The sequence below is a fragment of the Xenorhabdus japonica genome (assembly GCF_900115195.1).
In the GTDB taxonomy this organism is placed as follows: domain Bacteria; phylum Pseudomonadota; class Gammaproteobacteria; order Enterobacterales; family Enterobacteriaceae; genus Xenorhabdus; species Xenorhabdus japonica.
Map to the genome: position 1 here is coordinate 66,399 of NZ_FOVO01000009.1, position 17,956 is coordinate 84,354.

Annotated in this window: 15 protein-coding genes; 13 read left to right on the forward strand and 2 right to left on the reverse strand. The window is 44.5% G+C overall.

Annotated features, from left to right (window positions below):
* Positions 1-62: 62 nt before the first annotated feature.
* The 4 genes from yfbV (at position 63) to BM135_RS05605 (ending at position 3,954) form a co-directional block, all read left to right on the forward strand.
* Entirely contained in the window at positions 63-518 is a 456-nt protein-coding gene (gene yfbV, locus BM135_RS05590; RefSeq protein WP_092518667.1) for a terminus macrodomain insulation protein YfbV, read from the forward strand.
* A gap of 151 nt (positions 519-669) precedes the next feature.
* A complete protein-coding gene (locus BM135_RS05595) occupies positions 670-1,164 on the forward strand; it encodes a YfbU family protein (RefSeq protein WP_092518669.1) in 495 nt (164 codons plus the stop codon).
* Between the two features lie 21 nt (positions 1,165-1,185).
* On the forward strand, positions 1,186-1,845 hold the full coding sequence (locus BM135_RS05600; protein WP_281244119.1) for a sugar phosphatase: 660 nt from the start codon (positions 1,186-1,188) through the stop codon (positions 1,843-1,845).
* Between the two features lie 279 nt (positions 1,846-2,124).
* On the forward strand, positions 2,125-3,954 hold the full coding sequence (locus BM135_RS05605; protein WP_092518673.1) for an SLC13 family permease: 1,830 nt from the start codon (positions 2,125-2,127) through the stop codon (positions 3,952-3,954).
* 150 nt (positions 3,955-4,104) lie between these two features.
* Here the strand turns inward: BM135_RS05605 and yfbR are convergent, their stop codons facing one another.
* Both yfbR and BM135_RS05615 read right to left on the reverse strand, forming a co-directional pair.
* On the reverse strand, positions 4,105-4,686 hold the full coding sequence (gene yfbR / locus BM135_RS05610) for a 5'-deoxynucleotidase (protein WP_092518675.1): 582 nt from the start codon (positions 4,684-4,686) through the stop codon (positions 4,105-4,107).
* Positions 4,687-4,952: 266 nt separating this feature from the next.
* Positions 4,953-6,167: a pyridoxal phosphate-dependent aminotransferase gene (locus BM135_RS05615; protein WP_092518677.1), complete on the reverse strand. Its 1,215-nt coding sequence runs from the start codon at positions 6,165-6,167 to the stop codon at positions 4,953-4,955.
* A gap of 826 nt (positions 6,168-6,993) precedes the next feature.
* Between BM135_RS05615 and hexA the strand changes: the two genes are divergently transcribed.
* From hexA to nuoI, 9 genes are all read left to right on the forward strand, one after another.
* A complete protein-coding gene (gene hexA, locus BM135_RS05620; protein ID WP_092518679.1) occupies positions 6,994-7,995 on the forward strand; it encodes a transcriptional regulator HexA in 1,002 nt (333 codons plus the stop codon).
* 707 nt (positions 7,996-8,702) lie between these two features.
* Positions 8,703-9,146 (forward strand): NADH-quinone oxidoreductase subunit A, encoded by a 444-nt coding sequence (locus BM135_RS05625; protein WP_092518681.1) that lies wholly within the window; start codon positions 8,703-8,705, stop codon positions 9,144-9,146.
* A 15-nt stretch (positions 9,147-9,161) separates the two neighbouring features.
* Positions 9,162-9,836 carry a NuoB/complex I 20 kDa subunit family protein gene (locus BM135_RS05630; protein WP_045971450.1) on the forward strand — a complete coding sequence of 225 codons (675 nt, stop codon included), beginning with the start codon at positions 9,162-9,164 and terminating at the stop codon, positions 9,834-9,836.
* A gap of 75 nt (positions 9,837-9,911) precedes the next feature.
* Positions 9,912-11,711, forward strand: coding sequence for an NADH-quinone oxidoreductase subunit C/D (nuoC, locus tag BM135_RS05635; RefSeq protein WP_175485972.1), 1,800 nt, complete (start codon positions 9,912-9,914; stop codon positions 11,709-11,711).
* A 2-nt stretch (positions 11,712-11,713) separates the two neighbouring features.
* Positions 11,714-12,259 carry an NADH-quinone oxidoreductase subunit NuoE gene (gene nuoE / locus BM135_RS05640; RefSeq protein WP_092518685.1) on the forward strand — a complete coding sequence of 182 codons (546 nt, stop codon included), beginning with the start codon at positions 11,714-11,716 and terminating at the stop codon, positions 12,257-12,259.
* Positions 12,256-13,623, forward strand: coding sequence for an NADH-quinone oxidoreductase subunit NuoF (gene nuoF / locus BM135_RS05645; RefSeq protein ID WP_092518687.1), 1,368 nt, complete (start codon positions 12,256-12,258; stop codon positions 13,621-13,623). Before nuoE ends, nuoF begins: the two co-directional genes overlap by 4 nt.
* A 69-nt stretch (positions 13,624-13,692) precedes the next feature.
* A complete protein-coding gene (gene nuoG / locus BM135_RS05650) occupies positions 13,693-16,416 on the forward strand; it encodes an NADH-quinone oxidoreductase subunit NuoG (RefSeq protein WP_092518701.1) in 2,724 nt (907 codons plus the stop codon).
* Entirely contained in the window at positions 16,416-17,393 is a 978-nt protein-coding gene (gene nuoH / locus BM135_RS05655; RefSeq protein WP_092518689.1) for an NADH-quinone oxidoreductase subunit NuoH, read from the forward strand. Before nuoG ends, nuoH begins: the two co-directional genes overlap by 1 nt.
* Positions 17,394-17,408: 15 nt before the next feature.
* Positions 17,409-17,951, forward strand: a complete 543-nt coding sequence (nuoI, locus tag BM135_RS05660; protein ID WP_045958195.1) for an NADH-quinone oxidoreductase subunit NuoI — start codon at positions 17,409-17,411, stop codon at positions 17,949-17,951.
* Positions 17,952-17,956 lie beyond the last annotated feature (5 nt).

Consider the following 17,956-nt stretch of genomic DNA (forward strand, 5'->3'; position numbering starts at 1 on the left):
AAAAGATTTTATCTTTTGTAGGTATTTTTTAAAAATTATACCTTTAATTGATTGAGGTCATGATGAACACGACACCACCTGTTAATCAAGGTTGGTTTAAACGAATGCAATTAGGGCAACAATATTTGAAAATCTGGCCACTGGCAAAACAGCTTGCACCTATTTTTCCTGAAAATCGTGTGATTAAGGCAACTTGCTTTGGTATCCGGTTTATGCCGCCATTAGCAATTTTTACTTTGACATGGCAAATCGCTCTGGGTGGTCAATTGGGGCCAACGGTAGCGACAGCGTTGTTTGCCTGTAGTCTGCCATTGCAGGGGTTATGGTGGTTGGGAAAACGCGCGGTAACACCGTTACCGGAAAGATTGCTGCAATGGTTTTATGAAATTCGGGAAAAATTTGCTCAGGCAGGGATTGCAATGGCGCCTGTAGAAAATACCCCGACTTACTTTGCGCTGGCTGAATTGCTTAAACGGGCATTTAGGCAATTGGATAACTCTTTCTTTGATGATATTTAAACCGCCGGAACCCCTATTCTGGCGGTTTTTGAATTAATTAACTGATAAATCCCCTGTTCAGATCAATAAATGGTTGTTTTGCGCTACTCATAAAAAATGGGTAGTGCGATGATGCGGTCAATATAGATCCCTTTCCTAAAGGAGTTCCACAATGGAAATGACCCATGCACAACGCTTAATCCTCTCTAATCAATACAAACTCATGTCCATGCTGGAGCCTGAACATTCTGAACGTTATTGTCGTTACCAAACCATTATCGAACGGGGTTTTGGTTTACAATTGCGTGAATTGGATCGCGATTTCGGTGAGTTATCCGAAGAGACTTGTCGCACTATCATTAATATTATGGAAATGTATCATGCGCTGCATATTTCATTAAGTAATCTTAAAGATCGGCAGGAACTGGATGAGCGCCGTATGGCCTTTTTAGGTTTTGATGCAGCGACAGAACCGCATTATCTTGCTTATGTTCGTTTTATGGTGAATACAGAGGGGCGCTATACTCATTTTGATTCTGGTGGCCATGGCTTTAACGCCCAAGCACCAATGTGGGATAAGTATCAGCGTATGTTGGCGCTTTGGTTTTCTTGCCCTCGGCAATACCATTTGAGCGCCGTTGAGATTGAGCAAATTATTAACGCATAGTTGCGTTTGAAGGAGTCGGATTTGGTACTGAGATGCAGAGGTTTTTTATTCGATTTGGATGGTACTCTGATCGATTCATTGCCTGCGGTTGAGCGATCATGGATTCAGTTTGCCGATAAGATGGGGATCGATAGAGACGAAGTATTGAACTATGTTCATGGTACTCCGGCAATATTATCCCTGCGGCATTTTATGCCAAATGCTAGTGAAGAAGAGATCGCCAGCACTTTCAAATGGATTGAAAAAATTGAAACAGAAGATACAGAAGGCATTACTGCTTTGCCTGGTGCCATTGCCCTGATTGATAAATTGAATGCGCTGGACATTCCGTGGGCAATTGTGACATCGGGGACTGTTCCTCTTGCCTCTGCACGTCATAAGATGGCGGAATTACCGGAACCCGCGCATTGGGTAACGGCAGAGTCAGTCACAAATGGCAAACCAAACCCTGAACCTTATTTGCTGGGCGCTAAAAAACTGGGATTATTGCCGGAGGAGTGTGTGGTTTTTGAAGATGCTATTGCGGGAATTCATGCCGGGCTGGATGCGGGCTGTCAGGTTGTTGTCGTCCACGATTCGCCAGATATTCCGCGTCGTAATGAAGTCCATTTGACAATTACTAATCTGGAAGATATTGAAATTGTCAAATCTGGTGGTTATGTATCGATTTATACCCAATAGCTCTTTGTGTCTAATAGCTGTTTATCCCCAATAGCTGTTTATCCCCAATAGCTGTTTATCCCCAATAACTTTTTATCTCCAATAACTTTCAAGTTGCAGCTAACAACGCTGCAACTTGAAGGATGAAAAAATACACATCACAAATCAGGACATTTCTTGATCATAACGTGGGATTCTCCCTGAGAAAAATGGTCTACTTACCTTGTTAACGCTTGTATCCGTAGTCTTTTGATATTGCGGATAGGTCATATTTAAAAGATATCGTTGATAGAGGCCAGATTGAATAGCGAATTATTGTGGGTATTAACCCTGTTATTGATAGCTATTGTGCTTTTCACCACTAATAAAGTCAGAATGGATGTTGTGGCTTTATTAGTGATCATTGCATTTATCTTGAGTGGCACACTGACGTTAAGTGAAGCTACTGTCGGTTTTAGTGATCCCAATGTGTTATTGATTGCTGCCTTATTTGTCATTGGTGAAGGGCTGGTGAGAACCGGGGTTGCTTATCAGATGGGGGACTGGTTGGTTCGTGTCGCCGGTAACAGTGAAACCAAAATGTTGACTTGGTTAATGCTATCGGTTGCTGGACTGGGCGCTTTTATGAGTTCAACCGGGGTTGTAGCAATATTTATTCCAGTTGTCTTGAGCGTGGCCGCCAGAATGAAAATATCTCCGGGACGATTGATGATGCCATTAGGATTTGCAGGCTTGATCAGTGGCATGATGACCTTAGTAGCAACACCGCCCAATATGGTTGTCAATAGTGAGCTGGTGCGAGAAGGTCTGCGGGGCTTTAATTTCTTCTCCATTACACCGATCGGCATTTTAGTATTGATGGCCGGTGTGGTTTACATGTTAGTCGCTCGTCGTTGGTTGGGGGGCAAAAACCACCAGACAGTGGACAAACGTTATCATCGGACATTCCGTGATTTGATACGTGACTATAAACTGTCTGGTCGCGCTCGTCGTTTTGCTATCCGGCAAGATTCACCCTTGATTGGGCATACATTGGATGAACTGGGGCTACGTGTCGGCTATGGTGCGAATGTCATTGGCATTGAGCGTTGGCGTAAATTTCGTCGGGTGATGGTTGCTGCCACTGGCGATATAGAGCTGCGGAGGCATGATGTCTTGCTGGTGGATATGTCGGATAGTAATGTTGATTTACGGGAATTTTGCAGCGAACAACAGCTGGAACCGATGGTATTGCGTGGGGAATATTTTTCCGAGCAGTCCCGTGATGTCGGTATGGCTGAGATTTCTGTGATCCCTGAATCCGACCTCTTGGGGCAATCATTGCGTGGTATGAAATTTCGCACGCGTTATGGACTCAATGTGGTGGGAATTCGTCGTGGGGGAAAAGCGTTGGAAGGGAAGTTAGTGGATGAATCCTTGTTGCTTGGTGACACGTTGCTGGTGATTGGCGATTGGAAATTGATCGGTGCATTGAAAACGAAAACCCCCGATTTTATTGTGCTGAATCTGCCCGTTGAAGTGGAAAGTGCGGCTCCCGCAGCTTCACAAGCGCCTCATGCCTTATTCTGCCTTGTTTTGATGGTTGCTATGATGCTGACCAATGAAATCCCGAATTTTATTGCCGCGTTAATTGCCTGTTTGCTAATGGGGAAATTCCGCTGTATTGATATGGAGAGTGCTTATCGTGCCATCCACTGGCCGAGTATTATTTTGATTGTTGGTATGATGCCTTTTGCGCTGGCATTACAGAAAACAGGGGGGATTGACCTCATTGTCCGTGGGCTGATGGATATCGCAGGTAATATGGGGCCGCGGGTGATGTTGATGTGCTTGTTTGTACTTTGTGCTGTTATCGGTTTGTTCATATCCAATACGGCGACGGCAGTGTTAATGGCTCCGATTGCGATTGCGGCTGCTAATGAAATGGCTGTTTCTCCTCTACCCTTTGCCATGATTATTGGTGTGGCGGCTTCAGCCGCATTTATGACACCGATTTCATCTCCGGTTAATACATTGGTGCTTGGGCCTGGTGGATATCGATTCGCCGATTTCCTGAAACTTGGCGTACCTTTTACGTTAATTGTTATGGGAATCAGCGTGGCGATTATTCCAATACTTTTCCCATTCTAATGTTTCTATCGGGCAGCTCCAATATCAATATGGAGCTGCATTAGAGTTATAGATTAACATTATTGAATTATTGTGGCTGACCTGAGCGCAGCTGGATAACTATTGCTGGATGCTTATTGCCGGATAACTACAGTCGTGGCAAGGCATCGCTTATGAACTGATTTCATCGAGTGAGAGGCTGAAACTCGGTACGAATACATCCATGAAATAATCCATTTCTTCGCTGCGACGTTCTGCCAGTGTTTTATCTAATCGGTTTTTAGCTTGATTGAACTCAGTATTGCCCGCTGAGAGTTCTTCCAGACATTTCAAGTAAGCACATAACGCATCAGCTTGCTTAATAATGCGGATTTCTTCTTCAGTATGGTGATGTTCATCCAGGATAGAACGAAAATCATCCTGTAGTTCAGTTGGAAGCATATTCAATAACTTTTGTTGAGCTATTTTTTCTATTTTCTTATATTCATGGGCAATTTGAGGATTGTAGTACTTAATGGGTGTTGGCAAATCCCCAGTGATGACTTCGCTGGCGTCATGATACATTGCCAGCAAAGCGACCCGTTCAGCATTGACATTACCATTGGATTTACGGTTTTTAATTATTGCCAGAGCATGTGCGACAAAAGCAACCTGCAAACTGTGCTCTGAAACATTCTCTGTGCGCACATTTCGCATAAGAGGCCAGCGGCTAATTAATTTTAGGCGGGATAATTGGGCGAAAAAATGACTCATAATTTCCTCTTGTAGCGGAATAATATTGATTGATTGTGGGCGGAGTGAAAGGGGAAGTAAACCTATTAGGTGTCAATTTAATTCAATATATTTCTTCCATCGCTCAATCTATAACATAAAAAGTAAAGGAAATATTGATTTATGGAAAATTCATTTATAGGGAAATAACAGTGAATAAGAAATAAACTTTTGATAACAATATAATAACCTATCCCATTAGTTTATTGATACTTTCCGAGATAGGCTTTAAATAATGAATATTATGGTTATTGGTGATAGTTACCGATAAAACGGGCAAATTTGTCAATAGCCATTTGCAAGTCAGTAACATGTGGCAGTGTAACAATGCGGAAATGGTCAGGAGCCGGCCAATTAAATGCGGTACCCTGAACCAGCAAAACTTTTTCCTCTAGTAAAAGATCTAATACCATTTTTTGGTCATCATGAATATTGAAGCGTTTGGTGTCTATTTTCGGGAACATATATAGAGCACCCATTGGTTTCACACAGGAGACCCCTGGGATCTGGTTAATCAATTCCCATGCACGGTTGCGCTGTTCATAGAGTCTGCCACCTGGAAAAATAAATTCACTGATACTTTGATAGCCACCTAATGCTGTCTGAATCGCGTGCTGCATTGGCACATTGGCACAAAGGCGCATTGATGCCAGCATTTCTAACCCTTCAATATAATCCTTGGCTTGCTTTTTAGGGCCGTTCAGTACCATCCAACCCTGACGGAAACCAGCTACACGGTAGGTTTTAGACAGGCCATTAAAAGTCACGGTGAAGAGGTCGGGTGCTAATGCTGCGATGGAGTGGTGCTGGGCATCATCGTACAGAATCTTGTCATAAATCTCATCGGCAAAAATAATCAGATTATGTTGACGGGCTATTTCTACTATTTCCAGCAACAATTCTTTACTGTATACCGCTCCGGTTGGGTTGTTCGGGTTAATAATAACAATGCCACGGGTATGCGGGGTAATTTTACGGCGGATGTCATCTAAATCAGGAAACCACCCTTGTTGCTCATCACATAGATAGTGGACGGCATTACCGCTGGAAAGTGAGACCGCCGCAGTCCAAAGAGGATAGTCGGGTGCAGGAACTAACATTTCGTCCCCGGTATTCAGCAGAGCCTGCATGGATTGAACGATAAGTTCAGAAACACCGTTACCAATAAAGATATCTTCAACAGTAACATCCAGCATATTTCTGGCTTGGTAATGCTGCATGATCGCCTTGCGTGCGGAATACAACCCTTTTGAGTCAGAATAACCTTGGGCTGTTGGTAGATTACGGATGACGTCGACTAAAATTTCATCAGGCGCTTCGAATCCAAATGGGGCTGGGTTTCCAATATTTAATTTCAGTACCTTATTACCTTCTTCTTCGAGTCGCTTCGCTTCTTTGAGGGTATTCCCTCGGATGTCGTAGCAGACATTATCTAATTTTTTGGATTTATTAATGGAAAACATAGGATGCCTTGACCTCTTGGCAAAATTGGATACTACCCAGCATAAAAAGTGTGGTAATCAATGTAAGTGTAGTAATCAATGTACTCTTCTCAATCTGCATTTTGAAGAGGCTTTGATATCTTTGGTTAAAACGGTTGTTTTAAGAATAAATGAATAAGTTTGCTCTCTAAATTATCTTGATTTGTTGGTGTTTTATTTTTAGTATATTTGTTTTTTTAGTTTTTTATTTTGCATAATAGCTTGTTTTTAGTTGACAAGAAATGAAGGAAATGACATTTTGACAGGTGTTTTTTAGCCTATATGTTTAGTAAATTTTAAATTGTCAATAAAAGTAAGAAGGTTTGTATAATGTATTCTTATAATTTATCTTTGTTGACGTAAAGTTAATTTAGGCTTTATCACATGATAGTTTGACAATTTTTTTGAATTCTTATCCATAACATTTTCAGGCCTATTCAGTGAAAAGTTAACTCATTAAAAATACTAATATTAGGTGGCGATGTTAAGTATGGCTAATTCAGATCACTTTATTCTTTGAAGTAAGTCAGAAAAAGGATATTTGTACTGGAAATTGGTGATTATGTGATGTAAATAGAGTTTTATCTCTAATTTATTTTTGGATTGCATAATTTTTGTTAAGAAAGGAGAAAATAAAACCCATAATGATCTAAATGATAAAAAAATGCAGTAATCTTTGCCCTATTAAATAGAGTAGAGTAATGTCATAATTGGCATTATTTTATTTGATACTGCTGAAGTAACGAAACAACACCAGGTTAGTACTATTAGCTATTAAAAAAAGACCAGAAAAAAGCGAATATATGCGATGATAAATGCGAATCGTCAGATAATAAACCTCGATCTAGATCTGTTGAGGACTTTTGTTGCCGTTGCTGACTTAAATACTTTTGCAGCAGCAGCAAATGCTGTTTCCAGAACGCAGTCAGCTGTTAGTCAGCAAATGCAGCGGTTGGAACAGCTCGTGGGGAGAGAGTTATTTGCTCGCCACGGCCGCAATAAGCTTCTGACCGAGTACGGGCTTCAACTTCTTGGTTATGCACGTCAGATTCTTCGTGCTAATGATGATGCAACAGCATCATTGACCTACAATGATGCAGAAGGTGAATTGAGAATAGGTGTATCTGATGACGCTGTTGATACATTACTTCCTTTCTTATTGAACCGTATTGCTTCTGTCTATCCACGTGTGGCCGTTGATGTACGCATTAAGCGTGCTCAATTTATCGAAAGCATGTTGGATAACCATGAGATTGATTTGGCATTAACCACAGCAAAAATTAACCACCATCCTAAAACGATCTTACGTTCTTCGCCTGTTTTATGGCACTGCGCACCAGATTTCCAATTGCGGACGAACGAACCTATCCCGTTGGTTGTAATGGATGAAACTAATCCTTTCCGCGAGATTGCTCTGGATACGCTGCATATGGCAGGTATTTCATGTCGCGTTGCATATGAAGCTGCCTCCTTATCTGCTATTCGTGCGGCTGTGAACGCAGAAGTTGGTATTACCGCTCGCCCTCTGGAAATGCATAATGCAGACCTGAGAATTTTAGGTGAAGCTGACGGTTTACCACGTCTGCCGGAAATTCAATTCTTCTTGTATCGTAACAGTAATGAGCAGAATGAATCAGTCCTGACTGTTTTTGATGCAATAGAAAATAAGAAAACACCTTATACCGTAACGTCGTCTCAGTCTGATGAATCAGATGAAATAGATGAGTCTATTGAATCTATTGATTCTATTGAACCTATCAAATCAACTGAAGTAATTGATGAAACTTCTGTTGAAGATATAGACGAATAAGTTTTATGTGTTTATAGGCTAATATTTCCATTTTACTTGTGGAGATATTAGCCTGTTGTTAATTGTTTATTAATAATCCTCTCCGGTTTTCATTCCCATTTCTGATATTTCCAACAAGAAATATACCCTAATAATTTTCCTATATCTTTCGAATTTTAGTTAAAAGAATGTTGCTTTGTTAACAAATTTTATTTTTCTAAATTGATAAAATAAATCTGTTTTCAGAAATAGCTTTCTTATCGCACATCAATAGTTCTTTTTAGAAAAAATTTATTAGGAATTGAATGAATTACGTTCATCTGTTGAATGTTTTTCAATGAAACTGTGCACTTGATCATAAAAATACCCCAAGTAGTGCAGTGGAAAGACAGGTTTTTCCTGCGATAATGGTGTAGGAAAGTCGAGTTATCGGTTAGACTGGTTATGTCAGGAAGATGTTTTTTTATACGACTGACACGTTTTAGCGATATACCAGCATAATCTGTTAACTAATGGTTTGTTGTTTGTAAATAAATAAATGAGTGTTTTTGCCGTTATGGCAAATATATTGAGAGGAATAAAAACCAAGGCGATTCAAGCGATGAAATATATTGATTAGCGCTGTTTCTGATTTGGTTGTTATCCCTTCCCATGAATCGATGTGGTGCAACACTGCCGGCAAAAAGAGCAGATACCTTGACACCACTTTTGATGAGTAAGCAACGAGTATGTCTACATCCACTGGAATTTTAGCCCATCACTGGGCGTTTGCGGTTTTCCTAATAGGTGCTCTTGGTTTGTGTATGCTCATGTTACTGGGCGGGTACTTCATGGGAGGCAGAGCGAAAGCCAGGGCAAAACACGTACCTTATGAATCAGGTATTGATTCTGTCGGCAGTGCTCGTTTACGCCTGTCGTCGAAGTTTTATCTGGTTGCCATGTTCTTTGTTATCTTCGATGTTGAAGCCCTTTACTTGTATGCATGGGCCGTCTCAATCAAAGAGAGCGGTTGGCTAGGCTTTGCCGAAGCAAGTATTTTCATTTTGGTGTTATTGACAGGCTTGGTTTATCTGGCGCGCATTGGAGCGTTGGATTGGACACCTGCACGTTCAAAACGTCAGGTCAGTAAACCAAGTGCTGATACTTATACCAACAACAGTCATATGCAGTAATAGCGAGGCATAAAGATGGATTATACGCTCACCCGCATAGATCCGAACGGTGAGAATGACCGTTATCCCCTGCAAAAACAGGAAACTGTCAGCGATCCCTTAGAGCAGCACGTTCACCGTAGTGTCTATATGGGAAAATTGGAACATGCTTTGCATGATATGGTGAATTGGGGAAGGAAAAACTCCCTGTGGCCCTATAACTTCGGGCTTTCTTGCTGTTATGTGGAAATGGTTACGTCATTCACCGCGGTTCACGATGTTGCTCGTTTTGGTGCAGAAGTATTACGAGCATCTCCCCGTCAGGCTGATTTCATGGTGATTTCTGGCACCTGCTTTGTCAAAATGGCTCCCGTCATTCAACGTCTGTACGATCAAATGCTGGAACCTAAGTGGGTTATTTCAATGGGAGCCTGTGCAAACTCCGGTGGTATGTACGATATTTATTCTGTGGTTCAAGGGGTTGATAAGTTTATCCCCGTTGATGTTTATATCCCTGGCTGTCCTCCTCGTCCAGAAGCCTATATGCAGGCACTGCTGTTGTTGCAAGAGTCTATAGGCAAAGAACGACGCCCGCTGTCTTGGGTTGTTGGCGATCAGGGGGTTTACCGCGCAAATATGCAATCAGAAAGAGAACGGAAGCGTGGTGAACGTATTGCAGTGAAAAATCTGCGTACTCCAGACGAAATTTAAGGCTTTTAGCCATATAGCGTAACCAGAGCAATGTGTTGCGATCACAAAAACCCTGATCAAGCGTTGTGGTGAAGAATGATGACAGATCAGATAGCGCAAGAAAGCGCACGACCTGCTTGGGAAACACGAGATCATCTTGATGATCCTATTGTGAGCGAGCTTAACCGTCAATTTGGCCCGGATGCCTTTACCATCCAACCGACCCGTACCGGTATGCCTGTTGTTTGGGTTAAGCGGATACAGTTACTGGAAGTAATAACATTCCTGAAAAAGTTGCCCAAACCTTACGTCATGCTGTTTGACTTGCATGGTGTCGATGAGCGTCAGCGCTCTCACCGACAAGGTTTGCCTGCGACCGACTTTTCGGTGTTTTATCACTTGATTTCCATAGAGCGTAACCGTGACATTATGTTGAAAGTTGCGCTCATTGAACAAGACCTGAATATCCCAACTATCACGTCAATTTTCCCGAATGCTAATTGGTATGAACGTGAAACGTGGGAAATGTTCGGTATTACATTCAATGGCCATCCAAATTTGCGCCGTATTTTGATGCCGCCGACATGGGAAGGTCATCCGTTGCGCAAGGAATATTCTGCGCGTGCCACGGAATTCGATCCTTTCATGTTGACGAAGCAGAAAGAAGATCTGGAGATGGAAGCCCTGACTTTCAAACCAGAAGAGTGGGGCATGAAGCGTAGTACTGATAATGAAGACTTCATGTTCCTTAACCTTGGCCCAAACCATCCTTCCGCTCACGGTGCATTTCGCATTATTCTACAACTTGATGGCGAAGAAATCATTGATTGCGTACCTGATATTGGCTACCACCATCGTGGCGCCGAAAAAATGGGTGAACGTCAGTCATGGCACAGTTATATCCCTTATACCGATCGTATCGAATATCTGGGGGGATGTGTTAACGAAATGCCTTATGTGCTGGCGGTTGAGAAGCTGGCAGGTATTGAAGTACCAGATCGCGTGAAAACAATTCGTGTCATGCTGTCTGAACTGTTCCGCATTAATAGCCATCTGCTTTATATCAGCACATTTATCCAAGACGTTGGTGCGATGACCCCCGTCTTCTTTGCCTTTACTGACCGACAGAAAGTTTACGATGTTGTTGAGGCAATTACTGGGTTCCGTATGCATCCAGCGTGGTTCCGAATCGGTGGTGTTGCCCATGATTTGCCACGCGGCTGGGAAAAGCTTTTACGTGAATTGCTGGACTGGCTGCCAAAGCGTTTGAATTCTTATGTCAAAGCAGCACTGAAAAACAGTATCCTTAAAGGGCGTTCTGTTGGAGTAGCGGCTTACAATGCTAAACAGGCTTTGGACTGGGGAGTTACCGGTGCAGGGCTACGTGCAACCGGTATTGGCTTTGATGTGCGTAAATGGCGTCCTTATTCCGGCTATGAAAATTTCGATTTTGAAGTACCAACAGGTTATAATGGCGATTGCTATGACCGTGCCATACTGAAAGTGGAAGAAATCCGTCAGAGTATGCGCATCCTTGAGCAGTGCCTCAAAAATATGCCAGAAGGTCCATTCAAGGCTGATCATCCACTAACCACACCACCACCGAGAGAACGGACTTTACAGCACATCGAAACCATGATTAACCACTTCTTGCAAGTGTCATGGGGACCCGTCATGCCTGCCAATGAATCATTCCAGATGATCGAAGCGACTAAAGGTATCAACAGTTATTACCTGACCAGTGATGGTAGCACTATGAGCTATCGTACCCGCATTCGTACACCAAGTTTTGCTCACTTGCAGCAAATACCATCGGTGATCCGCGGCAGCCTGGTTTCTGACCTTATCGTCTATCTGGGTAGTATCGATTTTGTTATGTCTGATGTGGATCGCTAACGATGCAAAGTGAATTTAACGCCAACAAGCAAGCACGTCTTGATGTGGTTAACGTAACGGACGCTCAGACACCAGATGAATTTGTGTTGAGTGCGGAAGAACGTAATGCCATTGAGCAAGAAAAACACCACTACGAAGATCCGCGTGCTGCGTCAATTGAAGCACTGAAAATTGTACAAAAGCAGTGTGGTTGGGTACCGGATGGTGCCATTTATGCCATTGCTGAAGTTTTGGGTATCCCAGCCAGTGATGTGGAAGGTGTGGCGACGTTTTACAGCCAGATTTACCGGCAGCCAGTAGGGCGTCACATTATCCGTTATTGTGACAGCGTTGTATGTCATATCACGGGCTATCAGGGCGTTCAGGAAGCGATAGAGTCTCAACTGAACATTCGTCCGGGGCAAACCACGACAGATGGACGCTTCACATTGTTGCCAACCTGCTGTTTGGGTAACTGTGACAAGGGTCCAACCATGATGATTGATGAGGACACTCACAGTTACGTGAAACCCGAAGAGATTGAAAAACTACTGGAGCAGTATCCATGACAACGCACTCAGGAGTGAAAGAAATTATCCGCGCAGCGGAAACTCATCCCCTGACATGGCGGTTGCGTGATGACCAACAACCTGTCTGGCTGGATGAATACCGAAGCCAAAATGGTTATAAAGGAGCCGAAAAAGCACTAAAGGGCATGGCTCCCGATGAAATTACCGCGCTGGTTAAGGATGCTGGCTTAAAAGGTCGTGGCGGTGCGGGTTTCTCAACAGGCTTGAAATGGAGCCTGATGCCAAAAAAAGACGAAAGCATGAATATCCGCTACTTGCTGTGTAATGCGGATGAGATGGAGCCGGGCACTTACAAAGACCGCCTGTTGATGGAACAACTGCCTCACCTGTTGGTGGAAGGTATGCTTATCAGTGCTTTTGCGCTGAAAGCATATCGTGGCTACATCTTTCTGCGTGGTGAGTATGTCGAAGCGGCTGTTTATCTGCGCAGGGCAATTGAAGAGGCTAAAGCCGCGGGGCTGCTTGGCAAGAATATTTTGGGCAGTGGTTTTGATTTTGAACTATTTGTTCATACCGGCGCGGGTCGTTATATCTGTGGTGAAGAAACCGCACTGATTAACTCCCTTGAAGGGCGCAGGGCAAACCCACGTTCAAAACCTCCATTTCCTGCGACTTCTGGCGTATGGGGAAAACCAACGTGCGTCAACAACGTCGAAACCCTGTGCAACGTTCCTGCAATTATTGAGCATGGAAAAGAGTGGTATATCGGTTTGAGTGAAGGCAAAAGTAAAGATGCCGGCACCAAACTGATGGGCTTTTCTGGCCGCGTCAAAAATCCGGGTGTTTGGGAACTGCCTTTTGGTACGACAGCTCGTGAAATTCTTGAAGACTATGCGGGCGGGATGCGTGATGGCCTGAAATTCAAGGCATGGCAACCAGGAGGAGCAGGAACCGATTTCCTGACAACAGATCATTTGGATCTGCCAATGGATTTTGAGCATATTGCCAAAGCGGGTAGCCGTTTGGGAACTGCACTGGCAATGGCAGTGGATCATGAAATCAATATGGTTTCCCTGACCCGCAATCTTGAAGAATTCTTCGCTCGTGAATCTTGTGGCTGGTGTACACCATGCCGTGATGGTTTGCCGTGGAGTGTCAAAATCCTCAGTGCTATTGAGAACGGTAAAGGCCAGCCTGGTGATATCGAGACTTTAGAACAACTCTGTCGTTTCCTCGGCCCCGGCAAAACTTTCTGTGCCCATGCACCCGGTGCCGTAGAGCCTTTACAGAGTGCTATCAAATATTTCCGCGAAGAATTTGAAGCGGGAATTGTAACTAAAGACTACGGCAATACCAGCCTGATTGCGGGTATTCAACCAAACTTGCTCAAACAGCGTTGGTAAGGCTTGTTTGCGTAAAGCAGAATTTTGATTAACGCCTGCCACGGCAGGCCATTGGGAAGCATGCTGACTATGGCTACGATATATGTAGACGGCAAAAAATATGATGTAAACGGGGCTGATAACCTGTTACAAGCCTGCCTCTCATTGGGGCTTGATATACCTTATTTTTGCTGGCATCCAGCGCTGGGAAGCGTTGGCGCTTGCCGCCAGTGTGCGGTGAAGCAATATCAGAACGCGGAAGATACACGCGGTCGTCTGGTGATGTCTTGTATGACACCAGCAGCAGATGGCACGTATATTTCTATTGATGATGATGAAGCAAAGCAATTCCGCGCAAGTGTCGTGGAATGGCTAATGACCAACCACCCTCACGATTGCCCAGTTTGTGAGGAAGGGGGAAACTGTCATTTGCAGGATATGACGGTGATGACCGGGCATTCATTCCGGAAATATCGCTTTACCAAACGCACTCACAAAAATCAGGAACTGGGGCCATTTATTGCTCATGAAATGAACCGCTGTATCGCTTGTTACCGTTGTGTTCGCTACTACAAAGATTATGCGGATGGAACGGATTTTGGCGTTTATGGTGCTCATGCCAATATCTATTTTGGTCGCACTGAAAGCGGCACATTGGAAAGTGAATTTTCCGGTAACCTTGTTGAAATTTGCCCGACCGGGGTATTTACCGACAAAACACATTCAGAACGCTATAACCGTAAATGGGACATGCAGTTTGCGCCAAGCATCTGCCAACAGTGCAGCATCGGCTGTAACACCAGTCCCGGAGAGCGTTACGGTGAACTACGCCGAATTGAAAACCGCTATAACGGTACTATCAATCACTACTTTATGTGTGACCGTGGACGCTTCGGCTATGGTTATGTCAACCGTGATGATCGTCCCCGCCAGCCACAACAGTTGCGTGGTGATCAGTGGATTTCACTGAATGCCGAGCAGGTTATGCAAGGGGGCGCAGACATTTTGCGTCAGGCGAAAAATGTCATTGGTATCGGTTCGCCACGTGCCAGTATTGAAAGTAACTTTGCCTTGCGGGAATTGGTTGGTGCGGAAAACTTCTACAGTGGTATTTCAGCAGAAGAACAACATCGCCTTGATATGATGTTGGAAATTCTCCAGCAAGGCGGGGTTTATACGCCTTCCTTGCGTGAAATTGAAGATTATGATGCCGTATTGATTTTAGGGGAAGATCTGACTCAGACCGCTGCCCGCATGGCTTTATCTGTGCGTCAGGCCGTGAAGGGCAAGGCTCGTGAAATGGCAGCAGCCCAAAAAGTGGCCGATTGGCAAATTGCGGCTGTGATGAATATCGGTCAGCATGCCAAGTATCCTCTGTTCTTGACCAGCATCGATGATACTCGATTGGATGATGTTGCAGCATGGAGCTACCATGCTCCAGTTGATGATCAAGCACGTTTGGGTTTTGCTGTCGCACATGCCCTGAATAGCATAGCTCCTGCCGTCAATGATTTGCCGGATGACTTGAAATCGAAAGTGGAAATTATTGCACAGGCTCTGCGTGATGCAAAAAAACCTTTGATTATCAGTGGCAGCAATCCGGGCAGTGACACTTTAGTTCAGGCAGCCGCTAATATCGCATGGGCATTGAAAGATAAGGGAGCCAATGTTGGGCTTTCCTATGTTGCCGCGTATGCCAATAGCTTGGGTCTGGCGATGATGGAAGCACGACCATTGGATGTTGCTTTGCAACGCATTGCCAAAGGGGATTCAGATACCGCCATTGTGATGGAAAATGATCTCTATCGTCATGCACCGGCAGACAAAATAGACCGCGCGCTGGATAGCCTGAAAAACCTGATAGTTGTTGATCATCAACGCACGGCTATCATGGACAAAGCTCATTTGATTCTTTCGGCATCTAGTTTTGCTGAAAGTGATGGTACGTTGGTGAATCAGGAAGGTCGTGCTCAGCGCTATTTCCAAGTCTATGAACCTGCATTCTATGACAAATCCATCGTTATGTTAGAGAGCTGGCGTTGGATGCACTCTCTGTATACCACCTATACACAATGCCAGACTGATTGGACGCAGCTTGACCATGTAATTGAAGCCTGTGTCAAAACCATGCCGCAATTCAAAGAAATCGTAAACGCAGCGCCTGATGCCACATTCCGTATTCGTGGGCAAAAATTGGCTCGCTCACCTCATCGCTACAGCGGGCGTACTGCTATGCTGGCCGACGTCAGTGTTCATGAGCAGCGCCAACCGCAGGATATTGACACGGCATTTGCCTTCTCAATGGAAGGGAACAACAGCCCATATGCACCTCGTCAGCAAATACCATTTGCATGGGCACCAGGCTGGAACTCGCCACAAGCGTGGAATAAATTCCAGGCTGAAGTTGGTGGTAATCTACGTTTCGGCGATCCAGGGGTTCGTTTGATTGAAACGGTTGATGGTGGATTGAACTATTTTGACGCTATCCCAACCGCATTCACTGCGCAAAAAAATCAATGGCATGTTGCGCCTTATTTCCATTTGTTTGGCAGTGATGAACTGTCACAACGTTCAGATGTATTGCAGGAGCGTATGCCTGAACCGTATGTGATGATCAATCATAAGGATGCGGAGCATTTGAATGTGAAAGAAGGTGCGATGATGACATTTGATTGTGAAGGACAGCAGCTGCGTTTGGCAGTGCGCTTGAGTGGCAATCTGGCTCAAGGGCAAGTCGGCCTGCCACTGGGAATGCCGGGTATACCGCCGGTTCTGGCAGGCAAATTGGTCAATAACTTACGGGAGGTTGCATAATGAGTTGGTTAACTCCCGATATGATTGAGATTCTGATTACTGTCCTGAAATCGGTCGCCATTCTGCTGGTTGTAGTTATCTGCGGGGCATTCATGAGCTTCTTTGAACGCCGCATTCTTGGGCTGTTTCAGAATCGTTACGGGCCAAACCGTGTGGGTTGGGGTGGCTCATTGCAGCTCGTCGCAGACATGATCAAAATGTTCTTCAAAGAAGACTGGGCTCCCCGTTTTTCTGACCGAGCCATTTTTACTTTGGCCCCTGTCATTGCATTTTGCTCACTGCTTCTGGCGTTTGCCATCGTACCAATAAGCCCTACGTGGATGGTTGCCGACCTGAATATCGGCATCTTGTTCTTCATGATGATGGCAGGATTGGCGGTTTACTCAGTGCTGTTTGCCGGATGGGCGAGTAACAACAAATATGCTCTGTTGGGCGCGATGCGTGCATCAGCACAGACATTGAGTTATGAAGTTTTCCTCGGTCTGTCCATGATGGGCGTTGTGGCACAAGCTGGCTCCTTCAATATGGTGGATATCGTTAACTCACAGCAACATGTGTGGAATATCATTCCCCAGTTCTTTGGCTTCCTGACTTTTGCCATTGCAGGTGTTGCAGTATGTCACCGTCATCCGCTTGACCAACCGGAAGCTGAGCAGGAATTGGCTGACGGTTATCACGTTGAATATTCCGGTATGAAATTCGGTCTGTTCTTTGTGGGGGAATATATTGGTGTTGTGACGGTGTCAGCCTTAATCGTCACACTGTTCTTTGGTGGCTGGAATGGGCCTCTCTTGCCTCCATTCATCTGGTTTGCGTTGAAAACGGCATTTTTCATGATGATGTTCATCTTGATCCGTGCCGCATTACCGCGTCCTCGTTATGACCAGGTGATGTCGTTTGGCTGGAAAGTCTGCCTGCCGTTAACGTTACTTAATATGCTGGCGACAGCCGCAGTTATTTTATACAACGCTCAATAAAGGGGTGATTGAACCATGACATTGAAAGAGTTAGTGGTCGGTTTCGCCACCCAGGTACGCAGTATTTGGATGATAGGGCTTCATGCCTTCCATAAACGCGAAACAAAAATGTATCCAGAAGAGCCAGTTTATCTGCCACCCCGTTACCGTGGGCGCATCGTTCTGACACGTGATCCTGACGGTGAAGAGCGTTGTGTTGCGTGTAACTTGTGTGCAGCGGTATGCCCGGTGGGTTGTATCTCACTGCAAAAAGCCGAGCATAAAGATGGTCGCTGGTATCCTGAATTCTTCCGTGTCAACTTCTCGCGTTGCATCTTCTGCGGCCTGTGTGAAGAAGCTTGCCCAACTACCGCTATTCAGTTGACTCCGGATTTTGAACTGGGTGAATTCAAGCGTCAGGATCTAGTGTATGAAAAAGAAGATCTGCTGATTTCAGGGCCGGGTAAGTACCCTGATTATAACTTTTACCGTAAGACAGGTATGGCGATTGACGGCAAGGATAAAGGTGAAGCCGACAATGAAGCCAAGCCTATCGACGTTAAAAGCCTGTTGCCATAAGGAGC

Excerpts from the sequence above, each read along its gene's own strand:
- yfbV (WP_092518667.1), top strand. The coding sequence starts at position 63 with ATGAACACGACACCACCTGTTAATCAAGGTTGGTTTAAACGAATGCAA.
- BM135_RS05595 (WP_092518669.1), top strand. The coding sequence starts at position 670 with ATGGAAATGACCCATGCACAACGCTTAATCCTCTCTAATCAATACAAA.
- yfbR (WP_092518675.1), bottom strand. The coding sequence starts at position 4,686 with ATGAGTCATTTTTTCGCCCAATTATCCCGCCTAAAATTAATTAGCCGC.
- BM135_RS05615 (WP_092518677.1), bottom strand. The coding sequence starts at position 6,167 with ATGTTTTCCATTAATAAATCCAAAAAATTAGATAATGTCTGCTACGAC.
- hexA (WP_092518679.1), top strand. The coding sequence starts at position 6,994 with ATGATAAATGCGAATCGTCAGATAATAAACCTCGATCTAGATCTGTTG.
- BM135_RS05625 (WP_092518681.1), top strand. The coding sequence starts at position 8,703 with ATGTCTACATCCACTGGAATTTTAGCCCATCACTGGGCGTTTGCGGTT.
- BM135_RS05630 (WP_045971450.1), top strand. The coding sequence starts at position 9,162 with ATGGATTATACGCTCACCCGCATAGATCCGAACGGTGAGAATGACCGT.
- nuoC (WP_175485972.1), top strand. The coding sequence starts at position 9,912 with ATGATGACAGATCAGATAGCGCAAGAAAGCGCACGACCTGCTTGGGAA.
- nuoE (WP_092518685.1), top strand. The coding sequence starts at position 11,714 with ATGCAAAGTGAATTTAACGCCAACAAGCAAGCACGTCTTGATGTGGTT.
- nuoF (WP_092518687.1), top strand. The coding sequence starts at position 12,256 with ATGACAACGCACTCAGGAGTGAAAGAAATTATCCGCGCAGCGGAAACT.
- nuoG (WP_092518701.1), top strand. The coding sequence starts at position 13,693 with ATGGCTACGATATATGTAGACGGCAAAAAATATGATGTAAACGGGGCT.
- nuoH (WP_092518689.1), top strand. The coding sequence starts at position 16,416 with ATGAGTTGGTTAACTCCCGATATGATTGAGATTCTGATTACTGTCCTG.
- nuoI (WP_045958195.1), top strand. The coding sequence starts at position 17,409 with ATGACATTGAAAGAGTTAGTGGTCGGTTTCGCCACCCAGGTACGCAGT.